Source organism: Haladaptatus sp. AB643 (assembly GCF_024136975.1).
In the GTDB taxonomy this organism is placed as follows: domain Archaea; phylum Halobacteriota; class Halobacteria; order Halobacteriales; family Haladaptataceae; genus Haladaptatus.
The window spans coordinates 153,972-178,585 of the sequence record NZ_JAMYJW010000003.1 but is presented as its reverse complement, the minus strand read 5'-3'; the positions used below and the strand labels follow the sequence as shown (position 1 = coordinate 178,585).

Genomic DNA, 24,614 nt, shown 5'->3' with positions numbered 1-24,614 from the left:
TTGCCTGTCTCCCGACGATATTAATTTTCCGTGATAGTCCGATGTCGATATCGTTTTATCACCTTATATCGTTCCCATTGGCATGGATTTGCGTGGGGAATGGCAGAACGGCACACGTGCGTCCGAAGCGAACCGCCCTCCGACCGGTCCCCGTGGCACCCCGATTAGCTGGCAGCTAGGCGACCACCTTTCGAACTCCGACGACGTTTCGCGGGTGACCGAAACCACCGACGCGGGACGACGGAAGACGGTGTACGACCTCACCGAGGAGACGTACCTCGTGCGGACGCGAACGCCCGTCGGGCGTGAACGCTATCGAGAAGTGCCGAAACGCGACTTCGCCGACGATTTCTGACTCAGTTTCCGACCCGACCACCATCGACCGTCTCGGGGAACATCTTGCCCGGATTGAGCGTGTCGTTCGGATCGAGTGCGCGCTTTATCCGACGCATGGCGTCGATGCTCGCCGCACCGTGTTCGAGTTCGAGGTATTCGCGTTTTCCCCGTCCGATGCCGTGTTCGCCGGTGCAGGTTCCACCCCACTCGATGGCCGTGTGGACGATTTCGGTTTGGGCCTCCTTCGCGCGTTCGACGTGCTCGTCGTCCGATTCGTCCACCAGCACGGTGTAATGGAGGTTGCCGTCCCCGGCGTGGCCGAAGCAGGGAATCAGCAGGTCATGCTCGTCGGCGAGTTGCCGAACGAGCCGAACCATGTCGGGGTATCTGCTGATCGGGACGGTCACGTCGCCCAGATGGAGCGGCGAGAGGTCGAGGTCGTAGGATTCGACCGCGAAGGCCATCTCCCGCCGGATCTGCCAGAGCTCGTTCATCTCTTCCCCCTCGGCGATCTCGAACTGGGAGACGTCGTGTGCCTCGAACACCGACCGACAGAACTCGATCTCGTCCTCGATGCCGTGGTTCGCGTGGAACTCCACGAACACCATCGGCACGTCGGGGAGCGACGACCCGGTGTAGGCGTTCGCCATCGTCGCGCTCGTCTCGTCCACGAGTTCGATCTTCGCCACGTCCACGCCCGACCGAACCGCGTCGGAAATCGCGTCCACGGCGTCCGAGAGCGAATCGAAGACGGCACGTCCCCCGCGAATCTGCTGTGGTCGTCCCGCGAGTTCGAGGGTCGCACGGGTGACGACGGCCAACGTCCCCTCACAGCCGACGATGAGGTCCTTGAGGTTGTAACCGCTGGACGTTTTGACCGCCTTGCTCCCCGCGGTGATGACGGATCCGTCCGCGAGGACGGCTTCGAGTTCGAGCACCCAGTCGTGGACCTCGCCGTACTTCACCGTCTTCATCCCGCTCGCGTCGTTGGCGATCATCCCGCCGATCGTCGAGATGTCGCCCGACGACGGCAACGGTGGGAAGAACAGCCCATCTCCAGCAACGGTTTCATCCACCTCCTTCCCGAAAATCCCCGGTTCGACGTCGACCTGGAAGTCGTCCGGACGAACGTCGAGCACCGAATCCATCCGCGTCATGTCGAGGCTGATCCCGCCACGGGTCGGTGTCGCGTTCCCTTCCAGTCCGGTTCCGGCGGCGAAGGGCGTCACCGGAACGCCCCGCTCGTCCGCCGCCGCGAGCACCGTCGATACCTCCTCGGTCGATTCCGGCCAGACGACCGCGTCCGGTTCTACCTCCTCGGCTTCCAAGGTTCCGAAATCCCCCGCGTGCCCGGCGCGATGCGAGTCGCCGAAGGAAAATCGGTCGTCGGGAAGCGGCAGGTCGCGGAGGAACGAACAATCGTGCGCCATACGATAGCACTCGGCGTGCGATGAAATAAAGCTGTTCGGACGGCTTCCTTACCCGTCCATTTCACCATCACCATCCAGTTCCTTGACGACCGTCGCCGGGTTGCCGCCCACCACGACGGCGTCCGGAACGTCGGCGGTGACAACCGCTCCGGAGGCGATGACGGCGTCGTCGCCGATTTCGACGCCCGGGTTGATGACCGCCCTCCCGCCGACCCAGACGTTGTCCCCCATCGTCACCGGTTTTCCGTACTCCGGTCCCTCGACACGGGTTTCCGCGTCGAGGGGGTGCGTCGCCGTGTAGATGTGGACGCCCGGTCCGAGCCAACAGTCGTCCCCCATCTCGACCCGACAGACGTCCAGAATCACGCAGTCGAAGTTCGCGTAGAAGCCGTCGCCGACGTGGATGTTCGAGCCGTAATCACACCGAAACGGCGGCTCGACGTGTGGGGAATCACCGAGTGAGCCGAACAGTTCCCGGAGCAGCGACTCCCGTTCGTTCGCCTCCGTTACCTCCGTCGTGTTGACCCGTCTCGTGAGTCGTCTCGCCCGCTGTCGCCCCTCGACGAGTTCGGAATCCGATGGGTCGTATAGCTCGCCCGCCAGCATCCTTTCCTTCTCGGTGACCATCGTGTGGCGGTTTACGTCCCCGATTCAAATAGGTCGGTGTCGAAATCGATTTCCGTCCGTCGGCCATCCAAAATCGAAAACCGCTCGTCGCGCCGCCGTTCCAACCAGTACAGCAACCGCTCGGCCCAGTCGAGCTTCTTCCGTTTCATCGGGTTCACGGTAGCGTCGTCGAAATCCCAGCCGAGGAAGACGAGTTCGGCCGCGCCGAACTCGTCGGCGAGGAACGCCGCCCTGTCGCCGTCAGTGAACCCGCCGAAGTTCTCGACCGGTCCGTGCGGTTCCGCCTGCGTCGTGGCGAGGACGTTCTCCGCGTCGAACGTCGGGACGTACTCGCGTATCGCGGGAATGTTGTCTCCGTGTGCGTGCGCCGCGACCGGAATCCGCGATTCGCTCAACTCCCGCGCCGTCTCCGGATTTTTGTCGAGGTCTGTCACCATGCAGTCCACGTCGATGCCCGCATCGAGGAGCACGTCGGCGGCCGTCGAGGCCGCGACGACGCACTCCGCTCCTCGTGCCGTGTCGAGTTCGTCGGCCAGCGAGGGGGCCGCTCCCGCGATTGCGACGGTGTTCCCGGTGATCCGGTCGAGTTTCTCGCGGTCGAACGGAACCGCGAGTTCGGCGAGGACGTCGCGGGCGCGTTCGTCGTCCGTTCGGGGGAAGCCGAAATCCGCGAGGATTGCGCGGTAGACGGGGTCCCACTCGTCGAACCTCATTGCCGTTCGCGGCCGAACGCGTGGCCGATGACGGCCGCGTCACGGGTTTCGGCCACGTCGTGCGTTCGGATCACGTCGGCCCCGCGTTCGACGGCCAGCGAGGTCGCCGCGAGGCTGGCCGGGAGTCGATCCTCGGTGTCCCTGCCCACCACGTCACCCAAGAAGTTCTTCCGGTTGATGGAGACCAGGATTGGCCGCCCCAGTTCTCGTAACTCGCCGAGTCGGTGGAACGTCTCGCGGTCGTCAGCGAGCGTCTTCTCCTCGCTCCATCCGCCGAATGCGGGATCGAGGATGGTCTTGTCCGTCAGCGGTTCGGCGGCGAGCGCGTCGTAAATGTCGTCCACGCGCTCGATCGCGCCGGGACGGGTCAGGTCCGGCGGACTCGCCATCTTCACGACGGCGGCGTCGTGGCGTTCACAGACCGTCGCCATCTCCGGGTCCGCGAAGCCACAGATGTCGTTGACCATGTCGAAGCCACCCGACAGCGCCGCATCCGCCACGTCCGCATACCGGGTTTCGATGGAGAAGACGGGGTTCCCTTCCACCTGTTCGATGGCTTCCAGCGCGGTATCGAGTCGGTCGAGTTCCTCCTCCGCGGAGAGCACGTCGAACCGTTTGTTCGCCGATTCGAGACCGACGTCCACGATGTCCGCGCCTTCCGCGACGAGTTCCGCGTCCACGTACGCCGCGGCGTCGGCAGGGTCGTCGTACACGCTCGGGTCGTACGGGGATTCCTCGCTGACGTTCAACACGCCCATGATTCGCGGCGGATGTTCCGGCCCGATTCCGAGTCCCGCGGCGGAAACGTTCTGCATATCCGAAAACGAGGGCGAGCACGGTTAAAAATCGGCCCTTTCAGTGCAGGTCCGCCGCGGTGATGTCGTCGCTCCAGTACAGGTCACCGTCGTATTCGACCGGGGAGGACTCCTGTTTGAGAAGTTCGTCGAGTTCGGCGGCGGTCATCTCCTTCCGCACGGTTTCGGGAAATAAGTAGAACCGTTCGTCGTCTTCCTGTACGAGATTGTAAAACGAACCGATTTTGTGCCCTCGTAACATGTGGATCTCCAGATCTGCAGTATATACACCGTCCGTGTACGAATCGATGTGAACGCTACTGTTCGACGAATTGAAGGCTCGGCAAACAGTCGCCGAGGAATCGCCGAGGGCGACGTATTGATTCCCGCTCAACGTCGTTCTTCGTACTATAGAGAGCGCATCACAAAGAGCGAACCCCCGGCCAAGCAAACGAGCAAGCCACGAGCCGACCTCGGTCGCAGGTCCGTTCGAGACGTCCGAAAGCGTGGCGATACCGCCCCGACATCCTTTCTCCACTAGCGCCATGCTTTGGTCGTACGATCGACAGGCGTTGAGCAGGAACAACTCGACGTTCACCGCGTCCAACGTCCGCGTGTCGAGCACGCCGTCGGTGCACTCGATACCCTCGTCGTTAACGTGCCCGATGTAGTGAAGGAAGTCGATGTCGGCGGCGAACACCGAGGCGAGTTCCTCGACGGTAAGATCGTATTCGATATCGATCTCGTGATCGGTGATCTCCCGAAACATATAGAGATCCGTCACTTTTCCTTCCGCTTTCATCTGCGGGTCGTTACAGACGATTTTGACCGAGATGGTCGACGTTTTCGGCTCCATGTTCTCCGTTCGACGACGATACGAATCGAGGGTGACCTTGTTGCCGCCGATAGGAACCCCCTCACCGAGCCACTCGTCGTGGACGGCCGCCGTCTCCGGGATGCTCACGACCGTCGTTTCCGTCACCGCTCCCGAAGCCGTCGTTTGGCTTCGGCAGAAGTCAGTGACCGTTTGTGGTGGCTCGGTCCGCGACATCCGAGCGGTGGGAGACGGACACCGAACGAACGCGAGATTGGACGAAACGTACGGAAGTGCTTCGACGTTTCGTGCCGTTAGTTCGAGTGCTACCGCATCAGTCCAATTCGGAAAGTGCGAATCGACCCGGTTGAGCGGTACGTCCAAGTATGCGTCGAGTTGTTCGGATAGTGAACGGTCGTAGAGACTTTCGAAGTCGAAGGGGACCAACGGTTCGATCTCCGATCTGATACGAAGCGGTGCCGGGTAGAACCCCTCTTCACGAGTCAGACAGTCGAAAAAGAAGACGTGGCGTAGCAGTCCGTTGATCTCTCGTTCGAACGAAGTGGTGTCACCGAACACGTATTCCGAATCGGGGGTTTCGAGCCGTGGATGGTTCCCCGGAACCACCTCCGCACCCAGATAGTACGCCAACGAGACTACCGGGTAGACGTACTCACGCTCGGGAGGAACGATCAATCGAACCCCGGTATCCGGACGTTCGAGATCTGGTGGAGACGAAAATTCGTCACCACGTTCGATGAGCGGTGGATGCCCACGGAGGGTCGGGAACGAACGTTCAGGCGAGAGCGTTCCCAGTGCCGACCCGAACAGCGAGACCGCACGCATCACGTCCTCGGGGTCGTCGGTAACGGTAATCGTTCCCTCGGGGGTGCAATGCGCCGACCCGACCCCAACGGTGATACGTCGTTCTTCCCCGAATTCGATCGTCGAGGAACTGTCTCCGGATCGAACCGTTGGGAAGCAATCGACGGCGATATAGAACCGCATCGGAGTGACTTTCAGTTCGAGATAGCCGACGCGGAACGATGGTTCCCACACTCCACCGCCCATGAAAATGGTGTCCCGTATCGCGTTGGAAGTGTCCCATGCGTTGTACGACATACCTGCGGGGATATCGATCCGATCCGTCCGAAACTCGACGGCCGTCTCGACCGAGAACGGGAACCCCTCCGTCGAACCCTGCTGTGGATCGATTCGTGACGGGGTCCGTAACACGACACCGGCTTTTTCGATGGGATCCCAGATTCGAATTCCACATCCGTCCGAAACGCGTTCGACCTGTATTTCAGCCCCTTTCGGTCGATTATCGTCCCCCGTCATGATTCACTTAATCCGGACCCGGTAACGGCCCCGCCAACCAGTCCGGATTGCAACCAAACGCGTCTCCGAATCGTGGTGGAACGAACAATCATACGGCAACGATGGTACTCATCGATAAAAACCGAATCGATCACCGCAAATCCTTCGTCGTGATGTCGTCGCTCCAGTAGAGGTCGCCGTCGTACTTGACCGGCATCGGGTCTGTGTTCAGCAGTTCGTCGAGTTCGTCGGCGGTCATCTCCTTCCGCACGGTTTCGGGGGACAGATAATGGCGCTCACTTTCTTCCTCTCCGGGGTAGTAAGTCGTCCCGGCATTTTTCCTGTCGAGGTGTAATTCTTCGGTTACCGAATACACTCCGCTCTCCTTTAACGCGACCTCGACACTGAAATTCGACACGGTAAACGACCGGCAGACTGCCGTCGTCGGATCACCGAGGACGATGTACTGGTCCCCGCTCAGTGTCGTCGTTCGTGCGATAGAGAGCGCATCACGGATCGAGAAGCCCTGTCCGAGTAGGCGAGCGAGCCACGACCCGACTTCGGTCGCAGGTGTATTCGATACCTCCGAAAGCGTGGCGATACCGCCACGGCAGCCGTTTTCGATCAATGCCATACTCTGGTGGTATGATCGACAAGCGTTGAGCAGAAACGATTCCACCCCGACTTCCCCCAGTTCGTGTGTGTCGAGTGCGCCGTCAGTACATTCGATACCCTCGTCGGTGACGTGCCCGATGTAGTGAAGGAAGTCGATGTCGGTGGTGAACATCGTCGCGAGGTCGTCGACGGTTAGGTCGTATTCGATATCGATGTCGTAGTCGGTCACCTCCCGGAAATCATACATCTCAGCGACCCTTTCTTCGGATTTCATCCGCTGGTCGTTACAGACGATTTTGACGGTAATCGTCGATGTCTTCGGTTCTACCTCGGCGACCCGACGGCGATACGAATCAATCGAGAGTTTGTTCGCTCCGACCGGAACTCCCGCAGCGAGCCATTCGTCGTGGACGGTTTCCGTTTCCGGAGGGGTCACGACCATCGGTTCCGTCGTCTGTCCCGAAGCCGTTTGACTCCGACAGAAGTCGGTGACCGTTCTTGGTGGCTCTGTTCGTGGCGTGCAGGCGGTAGGGGACGGACACCGAACGAACGCGAGGTCGGATGAAACGTACGGGAGCGCTTCGACGTTTCGTGTCGTCGGTTCCAGCGCTACCGTGACGTACCAATCCGGAAAATGCGGCCCGACCCGGTCGAGCGGTACGTCCAAGTATGCGTCGAGTTGTTCGGATAGCGAGCGGTCATAGAGGCTTTCGAAGTCGAAGTTCACCAACGATTCGATCTCGGGACGTATGTGGAGTGGTGCCGAGTAGAACCACTCTTCACGAGTCACACAATCCATGAAGAAAACGTGGCGTAGTAGTTCGTTGACGTCCCGCTCAAACGATGAGGAGTCACTGAATACGTACTCCGAATCGGGGGTTTCGAGGCGCGGATGGTTCCCCGGAACCACCTCCGCACCTAGATAGTACGCCAACGAGACTATCGGATAGACGTACTCCCGATCGGGGGGAACGACTAACCGAACTCCGGTATCCGGACGTTCGAGACCCGAAGGGGTCGAAAACTCGTCACCGCGTTCGATGAGCGGCGGGTGACCCCGAAGTGTGGGAAACGAGCGCTCGGGTGAGAGGGTATCCAGCGCCGATCCGAACAGCGAGACCGCACGCATCACGTCCTCGGGGTCGTCGGTGACAGTTATCGTTCCCTCGGGGAATCGGTATTTCGACCCGACACCGACCGTGATTCGTTGATTCCCCTCAAGATCGATCCTCGAAGAATTATTCTTGGTCTCGATGGTGGTGGAACTGTCGACGCCAATGTAAAATCTCATCGGGGCGTTCGATAGCTCTAGATACTTGACGTGGAACGCTGGTTCCCACGTTCCCCTGCCTCGCTGGATGGTGCCCCGTAGCACGTCAGAACTATCCCAAGCACCGAACGACATACCTGCGGGGATATCGATTCGATCCGTCCGGAATTCGACCGCCGTCTCGACGGGAAACGGAAATCCGTCCGTCGAACCTCGTTGAACGTCGATTCGGGACGGCGTCCGTAACACGACGGTGACTTTTTCGATAGGATCCCAGATTCTAATTCCACACCCATCCGAAACGCGTTCGACCTGTATTCCAGTCCCTTTCGGTCGATCTTCGCCCCGCGTCATGATTCCCCGGTGTTCGTTCCGGAGACTGTCCGCTCGAATCGTCCGAATCGCACCGAAACGTCGGTCAGAATCGTGGTGGAACGAACAATCATATCGCAACGATGGTACTCACGGATGAAAACCGAATCGATTACTGCAAATCCTTCGTCGTGATGTCGTCGCTCCAGTACAGGTCGCCGTCGTATTTGATCGGCATCGACTCCTCTCGAAACACCTCGTCGAGCGTCTCCGCCTCCAAGTGGAAGTCGCCGATCCAGTCCGACTGGAGGTACTGTGTCATGTCGTCGTCCCACACCGATCCGAACATCGAACCGGCGCTGTCACGGGGGGGATAGAACGGTTTGATCCGAATCGTGTACCCTCCATCATCGTCCGTCTCGATGAACAGCATCGGTTTGATCCTCGAAAACGGTTGGCAGAGGGTGAGACTCCCGTCCCCGATGACGACGTACTGGTCGCCTGACAGCGTCTCCGACTGGGCGATGGAGAGCGCGCTCCAGAACGAAAGGCCCGCACCGAGTCCGCGGGCGAGCAGACACCCGATCTTCGTGGCCGGGTCGTTGGACACGTCCGACAGGGTTGCGACACCGACCCGGCACCCCTTTTCGACCAAGGTGGCGCTCTGTTCGTACGAGCGACAGGCGTTGAGCAGGAACGACTCGACGTTCACCGCGTCCAACGTCCGGGTATCGAGCACGCCGTCGGCACACTCGATACCGCTGTGATTGACGTGGCCGATGTAGTGCAGATAATCGATGTCGGCGGCGAATACGGTTCGTAGTTCCTCGACGGTCAAGTTGTAGGCGATATCGACCTCGTGACGACTCGTATCCCGGAAGCTGTACTGCTCACACACCTTCCCCTCGTCATTCATGTTCGTGTCGTTGCAGACGATCTGGACCCGAATCGTCGAGCGTTCCGACGAATCGTGATCGATGCGGCGACGATAGGAGTCCACCGTCGCCTTGTTGCCGCCGACGGGAACGCCTTCCCCGATCCAAACGTGTTCCTTCGACGTCGTCGGTTGCGGACTGACAGCAGGCGTACTCCCCTCCGATTCGGCTGGGGTCTGAGTGCTTCGACAGAAATCAGCTATTTCAGGGGCCTCTGCCGCCGGTTGCACGTGGGTGGTGGGTGTGGGGCACCGAATTAACGAGAGTTCGTCCGCGATGAACGGGAGCGCCCCGACGTTCGCTTCCGATGGCACCAGATCGGTCGTCAGGCACCATTTGGGAAGATGGGGTTCAGTAACGTCGAACGGAACGTCGAGATACGTGTCCACCTGTTCCGCCAACGACCGTTCGTAGAGGCTTGAACAGTCGAAGTCCAAGAGCGGTTCGACCGCTTCGCGTTCCTGCACGGGGATGTCGTACGAGCCTTCGTTCCGGATGATACAGTCGAGGAAGAAGAGGTGTTGAAAGACGCGGGATACTTCCGCTTCGAACCCGTCGAACCCTCCCGTTCCATCCAACGGATACCGACGAGTTGGGGTTTCAAGCCGTGGGGCATCGCCGGGAACCACGTTCGCGCCCAGATAGTACGCGAGTGACGTCGCGGCGTAGACGTACCGTCGCTCCGGTGGCAGTACCAGTCGTACTTCCGTTTCGGGACGAACGACGTTCGAGGGGACCGAAAACTCGTCACCTCGCTCGATGAGCGGTGGGTGGCCACGAAGCGTGGGAAACGAACGTTCGGGATCGAGGGTTTCAGCGAGGACCCGAGCAGCGAGACCGCACGCATCAGGTCCTCGATGTCGTCGGTGACGGTGATCGTCCCGACGGGCAATTCGCTGTGTGATCGACTGCCGATGAAGATCGTTCGTTCTTTGCCCAGATCGATGTGAACGCTCCCGTGCCGTTCCCGAATGGAGAGCGGACAGTCGACGTGGACGTATAGTTTCATCGGGGACGTCGGTATTTCGAGGTAGGCCACCTGTTCGGAGTGCCAGTCACCGTCACACGGGTTTACGAGGTCGGAAACCGATCCGTCCGAATCCCAGACGTTGAAATCGACCCGTTCCGGGACGTCGAGACGATTCGTCCGCAACCTGACCGCCGAGTCTATCGGGACGGGAAACGTGTCGGTATCGGCCCGTTCGAGGGAGACGGGAACGGGCGTATGAAACACGAAACTGCCCTTGTCGATGGGGTCCCAGATCCGAATCCCCGACGTATCCGGGTTCGATTCGAACACCGGTGAGTTCGGGTTCGTTCGTTCGTCGTGACTCATAGTTGAACCCAGTTGGTCGTTTGTTCGTACTCCGGAATGTGCCAGCGCTGTTCCGGAACGAGGCCGTTCGACTGGCGGAGTTCGACACGCGCATCGAACAACGGCGTCAACTCCTGAACGACCGGGTTGGACGTCGGAACCGGAAGATGATAATGGGCCATTCCGGAAACGCCACGGATGAGGGCCATGATGGTCCGGAGGAACCGTTCGACCGCTTCCTGCTCACACCGTTCGAGCGGTTTGATGAGCGAGTCGAACGAGAGTCGGAGTTCCGACGGCGTCAACCCGTCCGCCCACTCGTCGAAGAAGCTGACGGCGGTGACGATGTCGCTCCGTAGTTCGCGAATCGAGTCCTCGGGGGAAGTCGTCAGTTGCGGCGTCTCTGGTACGGGCATCGATCCCGATACCGACCGCTCGTCGTCACCCCAGTCGATGACCCAGACGTCCGGGTCGTCCGCGTTCGTCCCGCCGGGGAGTTTCGAGTTCGCGTACTGTGCCGTCGTATCGGTCAGGACGAGAACCCGCTTTCGTTCCTCGGTTGACGCCCCGAGAAGTTGCATCGTCGTCCGGTTCGTCGTCGTTTCAGAGACCCGCCCCGTGACGAGAATGTTACAGCCTCGTTGCTTGAAATCGGCGAGTACGTCGTGGAACTCCGGTGACCCACTACCCCCCCGGAACGAAATCCCTGAAGACGGCATTGTTAGATGTGTAATTTGATTGTACGATAATAAAAATTCGGATAGGAACAGGGGGAAATCAGTCGTCCATCCCGTTCGTCTTAGACATCGATTCACGAATCAGGGTCCTCCGCTCCTCGACAACACGCTCTTTTTGTCGGTCCGGTTGCTACGGGGGCGTAATGAGTACCGTGAACGTCGGTCTTCGCGGGTGGCGATTCGACGCGAGAGGGGAGTATCGTACATGAAACCTGCAGTCGCTATCGTCGAACCGAAGACGCCCGGAAACATCGGAACCATAGCACGCGCGATGAAAAACTTCGGCTTGGACGACCTGAAACTCGTGAACCCGCCGGAGTTCGGACGTGACAGCGAGGCCTACGGCTTTGCCGGACAGGCCCGCGAGGACGTCCTTCCGAACTACGACGACGTCACGTTCGACGAACTGGTCGAAAACTACCACACCGTCGGACTGACGGCGACGACGAACGAGGACGCGAGCCACCACGTTCGATTTCCGTTCACGACACCGCGGGAACTCGCCGAGAACCTCGAAACGGTGGAGACGGACACCGTCCTCATCTTCGGACGGGAAGCGAACGGGTTGACGAACGAGGAACTCGCACGCATCGACGAGGTGTGCTCGATTCCTGCCAGCGCGGCGTATCCCGCGTTGAACCTCGGGCAAGCCGCGACCGTCACCCTCTACGAACTCAGGACGCTGACCGTGGACGAATACCAGTTACCGGACGTGGAACGCGAGCGCGCCGACGAGGGCGAAATAGAGGGCTTCTATGGGGCCTTTGCCGACCTGCTCGACACCGTCGGCCAACCCGCCGAAAAGCACGACAAAAACATGCGAATGATCCGCAGGCTGTTCGGTCGAGCACATCCGACTGGCCGGGAAATCGCAACACTGCGCGGCATCGTCCGGCGAGCAAACGAGCGAGCGTCGTCATCGGACTCACACCGACCGAGGCGAAACGATACATAACTTCTTTATAATCTGTCGCTAGAGTAGGGTGTAGCCATGCTTCCCCCCCTCCAATTTCATTCTCTCCCACTGGGGACTCAGTTTACGCTTCTCGTCTCTGTCCCGAGTGTATTAGTCATGCTCGTGGGTAAGCAGTTGTTCTTGCCCGACGAGCGGATCAGAACCCTCTTCGTCGATTTCCTCAAAACGGACTGGAAATACCTCGGTGTCGCGTGGATCGTTACCCAAGTTGTGAACTCGGTCGCGTTGCACTTCCACGCCGGGCGGACGTTCACGGGATTCGTTTACGCCATCGAAGGGGCGTCCGTCGCGACGTTCCAGATTGTCGCGTCCAAGCCCCTCACGCTGGCGTTTACCGGCGTGTATCTCGTCGGCCTCCCGTTCGCCGTGCTGTTCACGTACTTCAAACTGAAGGCACACGACGAGGAAGAGGCACACCGCTATGCGCTGGCGTACGTCATCCTCGTCGTCCTCTCCGTTCCGTTCTTCGTCTTCTTCCCGGTGAAGGTGTCGTCGCTGTATCTGACCTCCGTCCAACCGCTGATGTACCAACTCAGTCCGGCGATTCAGTACGGCATCTTCTCCACCGACACGCTGGTGAAGTCCTTCCCCAGCCTCCACACCGGTTTGTCGGTACTCGCCGCGCTCTACGCCCGGAAGGCGGATACCACGTACGCCTACACCATCGCGCTCCTCGCGGCGGCAATCGTCATCTCGACGCTCTATCTCGGCGTCCACTGGCTGACCGACGCGGCCTTCGCGCTCGTCCTCGTCGCCTGCGCCTACACTCTCTCGCGCCAGTTCAGTGAGCCGCGTTGGTCGGTCGTCTCACGGGAGGCCCTCGCGGCGGTCCGGCGAACGACCGGACGATAAGACCGGACGCGCTGCGGTCGAAACGTCTCCGTATTCGAACGTCGAACGGTAACTACCCGAAGTCAGTGAAAAGCTGGCAGACCGTTGAAAAGCGAGCAACAGCCACAGTCGTTTGGGGAGCAGTTCACATCGCCGGGGGCGACGCGAAATCGTAACCGAGCGGGCGAACGTGGTCGAGTGGGCGAACGTAGTTCAGGCCCGCTTCTGGATTTCCTCGCGCAGGAGTTGGCTGACGAGGTCACCGTCCGCCTTTCCGCGGAGGCTTCCCATGCACTCGCCCATCAGGCCGGAGAACGCGCCCATTCCCTCTTCCTCGACCTGCTCGTCGTTCCGTTCGACCACTTCGACGACCGCTTCGCGGACTTCCTCGTCGCCCACGCCGGAGAGACCGGCTTCCTCGACCGCTTCCTCCGCCGTCAGTTCGGGGTTCTCCGCGAGGAGCGTCATCACGTCGTTGACACCCTCCTTCGCCAACTCGCCGTCGGTGACGAGCGAGATTACGGCGAGGAAGTGGTCGTCGGTGAGGTTCTCGACGGGAACGTCGTCACGCCGAAGTTCCGTCACGGTGCTCTCGACCAATCCGGCGACGAACGTCGGGTCCGCTCCGGTTTCGACCGCCCGCTCGAACAGCGGCATTCGGCGGCCGTAGGCGACCTGTTCGGCGAGTCCCGCGCCGAGCGAGAACTCCGACTGGTAGCGCTCGACCTTTTCCGTCAGCAGTTCGGGCGTCTCGACCTCCTCGGGGTCGAGATCGACCGGCGGCACGTCGGTTTCGGGGTACATCCGCGCCGCGCCGGGGAGCGGGCGGAGATACTGCGAGGTACCGTCCTCGTTCGCGCCACGGGTCTCCTCCGGGACTTCCTCGATGGCGACTTCCGCACGCTTTGCGGCGGCTTCGATCGCGCCGTCGGCCACCTCCGGACTGGCGGCGACGATGGCGACCGCGTCCTCGTCACCCGCATCGACGGCGTCCCGAAGCGCTTCGACTTCGTCCTCGGTAACGCCGTACGCGGGCAGTTCGTCGGTGTGGAAGATGCCGCCCGCGCCGTGGCGCTTCGCGTGGTCGGAGAACTCGGTGCCGAGGCGACGGTCCGGCTGGATTTCCCGGCCGACGAGGCCGTCGAACCCGAACAGGGGAACGGCGGTGACCTTGCCACCGCTGTCGAGTGCGCCCTCGATGACGCCGCTTTCGGTCCCCTCGAACACGTCGGTCACGTCCTGAACTTCGCCGACCGCCGCGTCGCGCGACTGAAGTTCGTCGCGGATGGCGAGGAGTTCGACCTGCCGACCGACTTCGAACCGGACGAGGTCGTCGATGTCGTCCAGACTCTGGACGCCTTTCATCTCCACGCGTGCGCCGTCCGCGATGGAAACGTTCACGTCCTGCCGGATGGTGCCGAGACCGCGTTTGACGTGGCCGGTCGAACGGAGGAGCATTCCGATCCGTTCGGCCGCCTCGCGGGCCTGCTGGGGCGAACTGATGTCCGGGCTGGTGCCGATTTCGACCAGCGGAATGCCGAGTCGGTCGAGGCTGAAGGTGACGCCGTCCTCGCGCTCCTCGACGCGCTGGGCGCTTTCCTCTTCCAACATCAGGTCTTCGACGCCGACCGGCCCGTCGCTCGTCTCGATTTGCCCGCCGGTGGCGACGAGCGTCGAGCGCTGGAATCCCGAGGTGTTCGACCCGTCCACGACGATTTTCCGCATGACGTTGGCCTGGTCGATGACGGTCATGTCGAGCAGTTGCGCGATTTCGAGGACGACCTGTTGTGCTTCCGCGTCCAAGCGGTGTGGCGGTTCGTCGTCGGCTTCCACGAGACAGGTCGTGTCGTAGCCCAGATACTCGAACTCGCGGTCGATTTGGCTCTCTTCGAGCGCGGCTTCGTCGATTTCCCCGAGTTCGCTCCGGGTCGGATGGAGATACCGGGTGAACGTTCGGGACGACTCCTCGGGGTCGCGGAGTTCGGTCGGACAGCCACAGAACAACTTCTCCTCGGTGTCGAGTTGCTGGTGAATCTCCAGCCCCGCCACGAGACCGAGGTCCTCGTAGTCGTACTTACTCATTGATCGGACATGAGAGATGGAGGGGTAAAAAACCGACCAGTTCGGGCGAGTTCCGCCACGGAGCGCGACCGTTCGTGGTCGTCGGTCGGAACGGTGTCTCGGTGCAGGGAAACCGGATCGATAGTGCTTGGTTCCGTGAGGTTGCAAGAGACGCAGAACCGGCCTTTTCCGAACAAAAGAACGAATGAATAAAAGCACGAAGAAATGTTCCGATATGGATGATGTTGTACGGGGATTTTACGAATATATAATTGTTTGTTCGCTGGTGATTCAATACCTATAAATCCGAAGTCCAGAGTGATTCGTGTATGACCGAGTTCCTCGCGTCGAGGAATCCAACGGATCCGATACGAGTCCTCCACGTCGACGATGACCCTGCGCGATTGCGCCTTTCTCAAGCCCTCCTGTCGGAGTACATACCGAACATCGTCGTTCGTACGGAGACGAAACCGTCGAACGCTATCGAGCGACTCGACGAGTTCACGGTCGATTGTATCGTCAGCGATTTCGACATGGGATCGATGGACGGATTGGAGTTTCTGGAGGCCGTCCGGGTCCACTTGCCGGAACGACCCTTCATCCTCTTTACCGGCAAAGGGAGCGAGGAAATCGCAAGCGAGGCCATCTCCGCGGGGGTCACCGAATACCTCCAGAAAGGCGGTCCGGACAGATACGCCGTGTTGGCAAACCGTATCGAAAACGTGGTCGATCGATATCGCGCACAGCGGGAAGCACAAGCATACCAGCGACGGATGGCCGCCGTCTACGACCGGGTGACGGACGCGTTCTTCGCGCTGAACACGGACTGGCGGTTCACGTTCGTCAACGAGCGCGGCGAGGAGTTGCTGAACCGGCCGGAATCGGCACTGCTCGGTAACTCCGTCTGGGACGAGTTCCCCGAATCGCTCGATTCGATGTTCGAAGACGAGTATCGAGCAGCGATGGAAACACAGGAGCCGACGACGTTCGAAGCCTACTTCGACCCGTTGAAAACGTTGTTCGAGGTGCACGCCTACCCTTCGACGGAGGGGTTGTCGGTTTACTTCCGTGACATCACCGACGAGACGCGGATTCGAAAGGAACACCGCCGGGAGCGCGAACTGCTCGAACGGGTGTTCGAGACGAGTCCCGTCGGTATCATGATCCTCGGAACGGACGGGGAGATTCAGCGGGTCAACGAACGGTCGGTCGAGATGCTGGGTTTGTCGGAGGAAGCGATCACGGATCGCAACTACAACTCCCGCGAGTGGGAGGTCACGGACGAGAACGGCACCCCGCTTTCGGAGGAGGACCATCCGATGAGAAGCGTCTTCGAGGACGAAACGACCGTTCGGGGTGCTACGATTCGGTATCGACGTCCCGACGGGGAGTGGCGTCAATTCTCGGTCAACGGGGCACCGGTGTACTCCGAGGAAGGGGACGTCGAACGTATGGTCTCCATCATCGAGGATACGACCGAATCCGACGGGGAATGATTTCTCACGGGTCGTTTGCCGACATCGATTCCGCCCGTTTTCGCTTCCGGCGTCGTTCCCGTCGATTTCGTTTTACCTGCCGCCCGAGACGACGGGCGACGAGTTCGCGTAGTTCGTTCGCATCGGACGTCTCGATGTCCGCCGCGTGTGGATCCCTCGTTCGAAAACCGATGGAACCGGCGGTGTCGATGATCACTGTGGCAACCGCCCATCGACGCTGGAATATCGTCTCCCGTTGAACGACCGTCTGTACCCGGTAGTAGGGAACGACGTGCGTCGTCCGCCGCCAGAACCCGTCGCGCGTCACGACGTGGGCGTCCCCGGCGTGATACCCGCGATGTTTCCATCGATAGTGACCGGCGAGGGGTGTCACCACGAGAAGCACGAGCGGCACGTACCAGAACCCGAGGAGTCCCGTGACACGGTCGAAGCCGTACGTGACGCCGGTGAGCACGACGACCATGATGGCATAGCGAAGGACGTATCGCCGCCGGACTCGACGCGGTGGCCGCTCGAACGTCGGGTCCTCGAACGATTCGAGCGAGTGTGCGAGGACGAGAACGCGCTCACGGACGGCGAGTGGGATCGCCGCCTCGGAACCGCCGGACGACCCGTTTCCGGGACTGTATCCAGCCGTTTCGACCGACAGCGTGGCGTATCCCAATCGGCGCATGATCGGGTTTTCCTGCAGCGTGAGCGTCTGGATCTTGTCGAGCGGAATGCTTCCGTCGTAGCGCTGGAGCAGGCCGCGTTCGTACCGGAGTTCGTCGCCGACGCGTGTCAGCCGAAAGTCGTAGTAACGCGCGAAGGTGATCGCCCCGCTACTCACCCACAGGACGAGCGCGGAGAACACGATCTGTACGAAGCCGAACAGGAACACCACGCTCCCGAACGAATCCATCGTGTCCATCACGAACGGAATGACGAGGAAGACGAGACCGATGGCCCGCGGTTCGATCGAGACGGCCGAAAGCAACAGCAGTTCCTCGGCGCTGATCTCGTACAGGACGTCCTCCGGGTGCCGCGTCTCCGACTCGTTCGGAGACGCCGCCTCCGTATCGCCGTTCTTCCGGCGTTGAATCTCCCGCTGGAGCCGTCTCGCTTCCTCGTAGGCGATGTATTCGAGGCTCGCCTCGGTATCACCGCCACCCGCAGTCTCCAATCCGACCGACGCGATTCCGGCGACCCGTTGAATCACGTTTCGGTGGATGTCCACGTTCTGGATCCTGCGGAGGGGAATCTCCCGGCGACGGCGCGAGATGACCCCCGAATCGATGTCGAGCGAGTCGTTCGTGAGTTCGTATTCGAACCGCCGGTGATAGGCGAACTCCCACCCGAGTATGCCGAGCAAAACGACGACGACGATGAGCGCGAACAGTCCGAGTGTCAGCGCCTTCACTGCGCCGACGGCGGCGAGTCCGGCGAACAGTACGGTCGAGAGAATCTGCACACCGCGCGTGACGATTCGATAGGGGAGCGAGAGCGGGTGGAGTTTCATACCGCATCCTCGTACTCGCTCTCGACCGCGAGGTTCCGAAGACGTCCCTGTAGTTCGCTCGCCCGCTCCGGGGTGAGGCCGGGAATCGTCACGTCGGCCCCGCGCGACCCGGCGGTGTAGATGACGACGCTTCCGAGGCCGAGCAGGCGTTCGACGGGACCTCGCTGGGTATCGACGTGTTGGACCCTGACGAAGGGGACGACGGTGGTGACACGGGTGAAAACGCCGTGTTCGAGATAGAGGTCATCATCGCGGATCTCGAAGCGCCACGCCCGATAGTTGAGTACGACGTAGACGATTCCGAGAACGGCGACGACGAGAATCCCGGCGACGACGAGGGAGAGCGAGAACGCGACGACGAACCGCCGCACCCCGACGAGGAGTCCCCCAACGAGTGCTGCAGCGACGAGGACGCCCGCAAGCCAACCGAGACGAACACGGGGGTTGAGTGTCTCCATACGCACATGACCGAACGGAGACTGTATATAAGTAGGTGTGGCGTACGCGCCGGATTCGCCGAAAACCGCTTCCAAGAACCGACCTTCTATCCTGATAGAGAATGTCTTCCCTATCGTCCCGGCATAGCACCCCTACCGGTAAAGAATGGTCCTCCTACCGTTTCGTTCGGTTGGCACTGATTTCAGTCAGTCGGCGTGGAACAAAGATGCCGGGAAATCGTACCCTTCGTGGACAGCATGACCGAGAACTCGCCCACTATCAACCGCCGCCGATTCGTTCAGGCGACAGTCGCCTCGACCGCCATACTCGGTGGCATCTCGTCGGCAGATGCGCAACAGTCCGGGAATACCCCGCAGTACTCCCTCGAACAGGACGGTAAGTGTATCCCTATCACACCCCTCTCGATGCAGGGGCTGCCGATCAAGGAATTTTACGACTACCGCACGCCCGATACGGACCCGTCGTCGTACAAGTACGCCTCCTTCGGGACCCAGAACCTCCAACGAGAAGACACCAGCATCCTCTTCCTCTACAAGGGTCCACAAGGACTCAGCCTCGTCGCAATCCACGACAAGATAGATGCCGGGAAAGGGGGTGCGGTGACGTTCCGCATCACGAACCTTCCCGTGAACGGGAAGTTCGTGGTCGAGGACGACTCCTACGACGCCCAGACGAACCTCGACACGTTCGACTACTCGAAACATCGCGACTGGAACGGTAAGGAAACCGCGAGCGCGAACGTCAGTTGGACCTGGCAGGAAGGTCGCGCGGACGGGATGGCCTATCGCGGCATCGGAAACGATTTCAACATCACCATCAACCCACAGTTCAACGAGAAAGCCGTTCTCGCGGGAGAGTCGGAACAGAACGGCGTGTACCAAGGGAAAATCAAGAAGTGGGAGGTGTTGTCGGGAGACGTGAACAACCCCACCCGCACGAAGCTGAACATGAACAAGCCGGTAACCATCAGCTCGCAGTCGTGTAAGGCCGAAACGACGACCCAGACGACGACCCAGAAAACCACGGAGAAGACCACCACCGGTGGCTCGACCACGTCCTCGACGACGACCACTCCACCGTCCAGCGGAAGCAAAGGGTTCTTCGGGAAACTCTGGAGCGGATTCGCCTCGTTGATAGAATCGGTGGTGTCGTTCTTCACCAGCCTGTTCTAGGCCGCGTTTCGAGCCGATACCACGCTTTCGACTGGCTACTCGAAAAGAAGATCCGACTTATTCTTCCCGTCCGAGGATACCGGTGTGAGTCATCGCTTCGGGGTCGATGATTTCGTCCGCCTCCTCCTCGCTCAGGTAGCCCTTCTCGACGACGACCTGCCGGACGGTCTTTCCTTCCTTGAGCGCTTCCTTCGCCGCTTTCGAGGCTTTGTCGTAGCCGATGTGCGGGTTGAGCGCGGTGGCGAGGGCCATGCTTTGTTCGACTTTCTCCTCGCAGTGCTCGGCGTCGACCTCCAGCTTGTCGACGAACTTGTCCGCGAACGTTTGGCTGGCGTTGGAGACGAGTTCGGCCGATTCGAGGAAGTTGTGGGCGAGGACGGGTTTGTAGAGGTTGAGGTCGATCTGTCCCTCCGCCGCGCCGTACTCGACCGTGGTGTCGTTGCCGACGACCTGCTTGTGAACCTGATTGACCGCCTCGGCGACGACGGGGTTGATCTTGCCGGGCATGATGGAACTGCCGGGCTGGTTCTCCGGCTGATCGATCTCCCCGAGCCCGTTGCGCGGGCCGGACGCCAGCAGTCGAAGGTCGTTTGCGATCTTGTTGAGCGAGCCAGCGACGGTGCGGAGTGCGCCGTGTGCTTCGGCCATCGCGTCGTGGGCGGCCTGGGCTTCGAAGTGATTGTCCGCCTCGCGGAACTCGATGCCGGTCTCCTCGCTGATGTACTCGGCGGCGAGGCCGGGGAACTCGGGGTGGGTGTTCAACCCGGTCCCGACCGCCGTTCCGCCGAGCGCGAGTTCGCTGAGATGGTCCCGGACGTAGTCAACGCGCGAGAGTCCCTTTTCGATCTGCGAGCGGTAGCCGCCGAATTCCTGTCCGACGCGCACGGGCGTCGCGTCCTGCAGGTGCGTGCGGCCGGTCTTCACCACTCCGTCGTACTCCTCTTCCTTCTCGGCGAGGGCTTCGCGGAGGGTGTCGAGTGCCGGAAGAACGTCCTTCTCGACGGCTTCGAGCGCCGAAACGTGCATCGCTGTCGGAATCACATCGTTGCTCGACTGGCCGAAGTTGACGTGGTCGTTCGGGTGGATCACGCGGTCCCCGATTTCCGCCCCGTAGATCTCGGCGGCGCGGTTGGCGATGACCTCGTTCGCGTTCATGTTCGAGGACGTGCCGGACCCGGTCTGGAACACGTCCACCGGGAACTGGTCGTCGAGTTCGCCCGCGATGACCTCGTCCGCGGCCTCGATAATGGCTTCCGCTTCGTCGTCCTCGATCATCCCGAGGTCGCGGTTCGCCTGCGCGGCCGCCTTCTTGACGATGCCAAGCGCGCGGATGAACCGTCGCCCGAACGTGATCCCCGAAATAGGGAAGTTCTCGACCGCACGCTGGGTCTGTGCACCCCAGTAGGCGTCGGCCGGTACCTGCATCTCCCCGAGGCTGTCCTCTTCGATTCGATAATCCTCGTCGCTCATGCGTTTGGAGGGTCGATGTGGGCGGGCGTAAAACCCACCGAAACGGGACTGATTTGGTTTCGGAAGGATAAGGTGGAATTGATTCCACGAGAATTGTCACAGAAAAATTCACTCGGTGACGAAGTAATCCAAAAATGATTAAGTACCCCGTGACAAATGGTAAAGGTAGACGTGGATGATGCGCAGATATGACAGGTAAAAAATCCAACAACCTATCGCGGCGTAGCTATATGAAAGCAACCGGATTAGCCGGAACTGCCGGTCTGGCTGGTCTCTCCGGCTGTTCGAGCTTCATGGGTGGTGGCGGCAACAAGCAGCTGCTTCTCATGCACGGCTGGAGTCCCGGGGACGGACTCAGTGCTATCAAGAACATGTACCAGGGGTTCGAGAAGGAGTACCCCGATGTCGATTCGAAACTCAAGGGCATCAGCGGCGGCGGAAACACGACCCTGAACACCGTCATCAACAACCGACTGAAGAAACAGAACCCGCCGGGAAGCTGGGCCGACTGGCCGGGGAAGAACCTGCTCCAGTTCCAGTCGAAGGACGGTAACATCCTCGGAGACATCGGTGACTCCGTCTGGAGCAAGAACAACATGAAGAAGGCCTACGCGAAAGGGCCGCGTAACGCCGGAAAGCCGGATGGGACGTACATCTGTGTTCCGACGAACATTCACCGGATGAACAACGTCTTCTACAACAAGAAGGTCCTCAAGCAGGCGGGTGTCAGTCCGGGAGACCTCAAGAGTCCGAAAGATCTGACCGACGCGATGAAGAAGGTCGACAAGAACACGGACGCCGTCGGGATGGCTCAATCGACCAAGAGCCCGTGGACGACGCTTCAACTCTGGGGCGCGGTGTTCCTCGGCCAGCAGGGCTGGGACGGCTACCAGAAGTTCATGGACGGCTCCATCGGCAAGGAACCCATCGCCAACGCGTTCAAGACGCTCGCTGACTACAGCAAGTACTTCTCGGACGACGCGGGCACCATCGGCTTCAAAGAAGGCAACAAGAAAGTGATGAACGGAAACGCGGCGTTCATCCAGCAGGGTGACTGGGTGGCTGGCATGTACGCCGCCGACGACAGTTTCGAGTACAAGAAGGACTGGGACTACGTCGCATTCCCCGGTACCGAGGGCTACTACGCGATGAACATGGACTCGTGGGTGTACCCGAAGAACACGCCCGCACCTGATGCCGCCAAGAAGTGGCTCCGATACGCCGGAACCAAGGACGCACAGGTCCGGTTCAACTCGAAGAAAGGCTCGATTCCGCCACGAACCGACGTGTCGATGAAGAAGTTCCCCGAGTTCCAGTCCGACCAATACGCGGCCTTCAAGAAATCGAAGGCACAGCCGCCGTCGGTCGCACACGGCCTCGCGGTCATCCCGACCGTTCAGGCGAAGCTCGAAAGCGCCGTCTCGCAGAACTTCTCGTCGTACAAGGCTTCGTCGGCGGACAAAGTCGCGCAGCAGTGGAAGGACGCGATTTCGTCCTCGTCGAACTGAACGACAGCTTTCCACATCTTACGTTGTTATTATGATAGAACAATTGAGAGACACATACCGAAAACGGACCGGGAATACCGACGACCTCCGGACGGACGGCGGAACCGCGACGGAGCGCACGTCCAGTCGGTTCGACATGGGTCCGGATTTCCTCAGGTCGCTCCCGTTTTGGCTACCGCCGTTTCTGGTGATGGGCTTTTTCGTTTACGGAGCGATCGCCTGGAATTTCCTCGTCTCGTTGACCGACTACAACAGTTTCGTCCCGCCGACCTACTCGCATCTCGACTTCGAGATGTACACGCGTGCGTTCAGCGACCCAACGTTCCTCGCAGCCACGAAGAACACGTTCGTGTTACTCGTCGTGTTCACCGTCTTCTGCCTGCTCGTCGGGCTCGGGCTGGCGATACTCATCGACCAGAAGATACGGTTCGAGAACACGTTCCGAACCATCTATCTGCTCCCGATGAGCCTCTCGTTCGTCGTCACCGCACAGTTCTGGCTCTGGATGTACAACTACAGCGACGGACCGATCAACGTCATCATACGCGGGATCGGAATCCAGAACCCACCGCACTGGATCAGCGATCCGAGCATCGTCCTCGGTTCGGTGGTTTTGGCGCTCGTCTGGCAGTTCAGCGGCTACGCGATGGTCGTCTACCTCGCCGGACTGCGCGCGATTCCGAACGACCACTTCGAGGCCGCACGGGTCGACGGCGCGTCGACGTATCGGCTGTATCGACGGGTCGTGATCCCACAACTGAAAGGCGCAACGATCAGCGCCTCGGTCGTTCTGATGGTGTTCGGGCTGAAGGCGTTCGACTTCCTCTACTCGCTGACCGGGTCGTACTACCCGCCGAAGGGGTCGGACATTCTGGCGACGATGATGGTGCGACAAGCGTTCGGTTCGCCGAACAACACGGCGTACGCGGCGGCTATCGGCATCATGCTGTTCCTGCTCGCACTCGTCGTCATCGCGCCGTATCTCACGTACCAGTACAAACGAGGTGAGCTATAACCATGGCAACTGATTCGAGCGACACGTCCGTATTCGATGTAAGCAATCTATCGAGGATGGGATACTCCCGTATCCTCCTCTACGCGACAGTGGTCGCGCTGGTGTTACTGTATCTCCTCCCGATAGAGACGGGCCTCATGACGTCGCTCAAATCCGACGCTCTCGGTTCGCTCCCGTACTTCCCGCCGGGACCGTCGGGATTCACGTTCGTTCACTGGAGCGACGCGTTCTCCCAACTCGCCTCCGGACTCATCAACAGCTTCATCCTCGCGATTCCCGCGACGGTGCTATCGGCGTTCATCGGAAGCATCACGGCATACGGGTTGACGAACCTCACGTGGCGGTACAAAGCGGCGTTTCTGACGCTGTTCATCGCCGGGATTTTCATCCCGTATCAGGCGGTGTTGATTCCGCTCTCGCAGTTCTGGGCGATCTACTTCCCGATTCACAACCTGTTCGGGACGTACGGTCAACTGATCGAACTGATAATCTCACACGTCGCCTACGGGATACCCATCACACTGCTCCTGTTCCGGACGTACTACAAGGACATCCCGACGGAAATGTTGGAGGCGGCGGAACTCGACGGTGCGAGCGCGTTCGGCATCTATCGTCGAATCATCCTGCCGCTGTCCGGCCCGATGTTCGCGGTGACGCTCATCTACCAGTTCACGCAGGTCTGGAACGACCTCCTGTTCGCGCTGGTGATAATGGGTCCGGGACCGGCATCCCCGGTGACGATTCCGCTGGCACAGCTCGGCGCGAGCCTCACGAACGTCGGGTTCGGTATCCGAATGGCTGGCGCGTTCATCGCCGCCTTCCCGACGTTGCTGGTGTACATCATGTTCGGCGACCAGTTCGCGGAGGGGGTCGCAACATGAACGTACTTGTGAAGCGAGTACTGAACGTT

The 24,614-nt window shown here is 60.4% G+C and carries 20 protein-coding genes; 8 read left to right on the top strand and 12 right to left on the bottom strand.

Translation table 11 applies throughout. The features are described from left to right. Positions 1–82 precede the first annotated feature (82 nt). A complete protein-coding gene (locus NKF25_RS07970) occupies positions 83–355 on the top strand; it encodes a hypothetical protein (RefSeq protein WP_253226158.1) in 273 nt (90 codons plus the stop codon). A 1-nt stretch (position 356) separates the two neighbouring features. Here NKF25_RS07970 and NKF25_RS07965 read toward each other — a convergent pair whose 3' ends face one another. From NKF25_RS07965 to NKF25_RS07930, 8 genes are all read right to left on the bottom strand, one after another. Next, positions 357–1,766 (bottom strand): FAD-binding oxidoreductase, encoded by a 1,410-nt coding sequence (locus NKF25_RS07965; RefSeq protein ID WP_253226157.1) that lies wholly within the window; start codon positions 1,764–1,766, stop codon positions 357–359. A gap of 48 nt (positions 1,767–1,814) precedes the next feature. Continuing rightward, positions 1,815–2,393, bottom strand: coding sequence for a maltose acetyltransferase domain-containing protein (locus NKF25_RS07960; RefSeq protein ID WP_253226156.1), 579 nt, complete (start codon positions 2,391–2,393; stop codon positions 1,815–1,817). 11 nt (positions 2,394–2,404) lie between these two features. Next, the gene (locus NKF25_RS07955; protein ID WP_253226155.1) at positions 2,405–3,106 is read right to left on the bottom strand and encodes a 6-hydroxymethylpterin diphosphokinase MptE-like protein; all 702 of its coding nucleotides are present in this window, start codon (positions 3,104–3,106) and stop codon (positions 2,405–2,407) included. Next, positions 3,103–3,921, bottom strand: coding sequence for a dihydropteroate synthase (gene folP / locus NKF25_RS07950; RefSeq protein WP_253226154.1), 819 nt, complete (start codon positions 3,919–3,921; stop codon positions 3,103–3,105). The genes NKF25_RS07955 and folP overlap by 4 nt, the downstream gene beginning before the upstream one ends. Positions 3,922–3,961: 40 nt before the next feature. After that, positions 3,962–6,055: a hypothetical protein gene (locus NKF25_RS07945; RefSeq protein WP_253226153.1), complete on the bottom strand. Its 2,094-nt coding sequence runs from the start codon at positions 6,053–6,055 to the stop codon at positions 3,962–3,964. 130 nt (positions 6,056–6,185) lie between these two features. Then, the gene (locus NKF25_RS07940) at positions 6,186–8,273 is read right to left on the bottom strand and encodes a hypothetical protein (RefSeq protein ID WP_253226152.1); all 2,088 of its coding nucleotides are present in this window, start codon (positions 8,271–8,273) and stop codon (positions 6,186–6,188) included. Positions 8,274–8,403: 130 nt separating this feature from the next. Further along, complete coding sequence (locus NKF25_RS07935; protein WP_253226151.1) at positions 8,404–9,633, bottom strand: hypothetical protein; 1,230 nt, start codon at positions 9,631–9,633, stop codon at positions 8,404–8,406. 865 nt (positions 9,634–10,498) lie between these two features. Beyond that, positions 10,499–11,200: a hypothetical protein gene (locus NKF25_RS07930; RefSeq protein WP_253226150.1), complete on the bottom strand. Its 702-nt coding sequence runs from the start codon at positions 11,198–11,200 to the stop codon at positions 10,499–10,501. Between the two features lie 223 nt (positions 11,201–11,423). Between NKF25_RS07930 and NKF25_RS07925 the strand changes: the two genes are divergently transcribed. Together NKF25_RS07925 and NKF25_RS07920 are read left to right on the top strand one after the other, a co-directional pair. Continuing rightward, complete coding sequence (locus NKF25_RS07925) at positions 11,424–12,173, top strand: RNA methyltransferase (protein WP_253226149.1); 750 nt, start codon at positions 11,424–11,426, stop codon at positions 12,171–12,173. Positions 12,174–12,290: 117 nt separating this feature from the next. Further along, positions 12,291–13,046, top strand: coding sequence for a phosphatase PAP2 family protein (locus NKF25_RS07920; protein WP_253226148.1), 756 nt, complete (start codon positions 12,291–12,293; stop codon positions 13,044–13,046). A 192-nt stretch (positions 13,047–13,238) separates the two neighbouring features. On the opposite strand, the gene gatE is transcribed toward NKF25_RS07920, so the two are convergent. Then, entirely contained in the window at positions 13,239–15,107 is a 1,869-nt protein-coding gene (gatE, locus tag NKF25_RS07915) for a Glu-tRNA(Gln) amidotransferase subunit GatE (RefSeq protein ID WP_253226147.1), read from the bottom strand. Between the two features lie 308 nt (positions 15,108–15,415). On the opposite strand from gatE, the gene NKF25_RS07910 reads away from it, so the two are divergent. Further along, entirely contained in the window at positions 15,416–16,582 is a 1,167-nt protein-coding gene (locus tag NKF25_RS07910; protein WP_253226146.1) for a PAS domain-containing protein, read from the top strand. Positions 16,583–16,586: 4 nt separating this feature from the next. Here NKF25_RS07910 and NKF25_RS07905 read toward each other — a convergent pair whose 3' ends face one another. Next, entirely contained in the window at positions 16,587–18,080 is a 1,494-nt protein-coding gene (locus NKF25_RS07905; RefSeq protein WP_253226145.1) for a PH domain-containing protein, read from the bottom strand. Continuing rightward, on the bottom strand, positions 18,077–18,538 hold the full coding sequence (locus NKF25_RS07900; RefSeq protein WP_253226144.1) for a PH domain-containing protein: 462 nt from the start codon (positions 18,536–18,538) through the stop codon (positions 18,077–18,079). Before NKF25_RS07900 ends, NKF25_RS07905 begins: the two co-directional genes overlap by 4 nt. Before the next feature lie 237 nt (positions 18,539–18,775). Between NKF25_RS07900 and NKF25_RS07895 the strand changes: the two genes are divergently transcribed. Continuing rightward, positions 18,776–19,711 (top strand): hypothetical protein, encoded by a 936-nt coding sequence (locus NKF25_RS07895; protein WP_253226143.1) that lies wholly within the window; start codon positions 18,776–18,778, stop codon positions 19,709–19,711. 57 nt (positions 19,712–19,768) lie between these two features. Here the strand turns inward: NKF25_RS07895 and NKF25_RS07890 are convergent, their stop codons facing one another. Then, entirely contained in the window at positions 19,769–21,181 is a 1,413-nt protein-coding gene (locus tag NKF25_RS07890) for a class II fumarate hydratase (RefSeq protein ID WP_253226142.1), read from the bottom strand. Positions 21,182–21,411: 230 nt separating this feature from the next. On the opposite strand from NKF25_RS07890, the gene NKF25_RS07885 reads away from it, so the two are divergent. From NKF25_RS07885 to NKF25_RS07875, 3 genes are read left to right on the top strand one after another with little or no spacing between them, the layout of a single operon-like run. Further along, positions 21,412–22,689 (top strand): ABC transporter substrate-binding protein, encoded by a 1,278-nt coding sequence (locus NKF25_RS07885; protein ID WP_253226141.1) that lies wholly within the window; start codon positions 21,412–21,414, stop codon positions 22,687–22,689. 31 nt (positions 22,690–22,720) lie between these two features. Then, positions 22,721–23,704 carry a sugar ABC transporter permease gene (locus NKF25_RS07880; RefSeq protein WP_253226140.1) on the top strand — a complete coding sequence of 328 codons (984 nt, stop codon included), beginning with the start codon at positions 22,721–22,723 and terminating at the stop codon, positions 23,702–23,704. A gap of 56 nt (positions 23,705–23,760) precedes the next feature. Further along, a complete protein-coding gene (locus tag NKF25_RS07875) occupies positions 23,761–24,585 on the top strand; it encodes a carbohydrate ABC transporter permease (protein WP_223301964.1) in 825 nt (274 codons plus the stop codon). Positions 24,586–24,614: the final 29 nt, after the last annotated feature.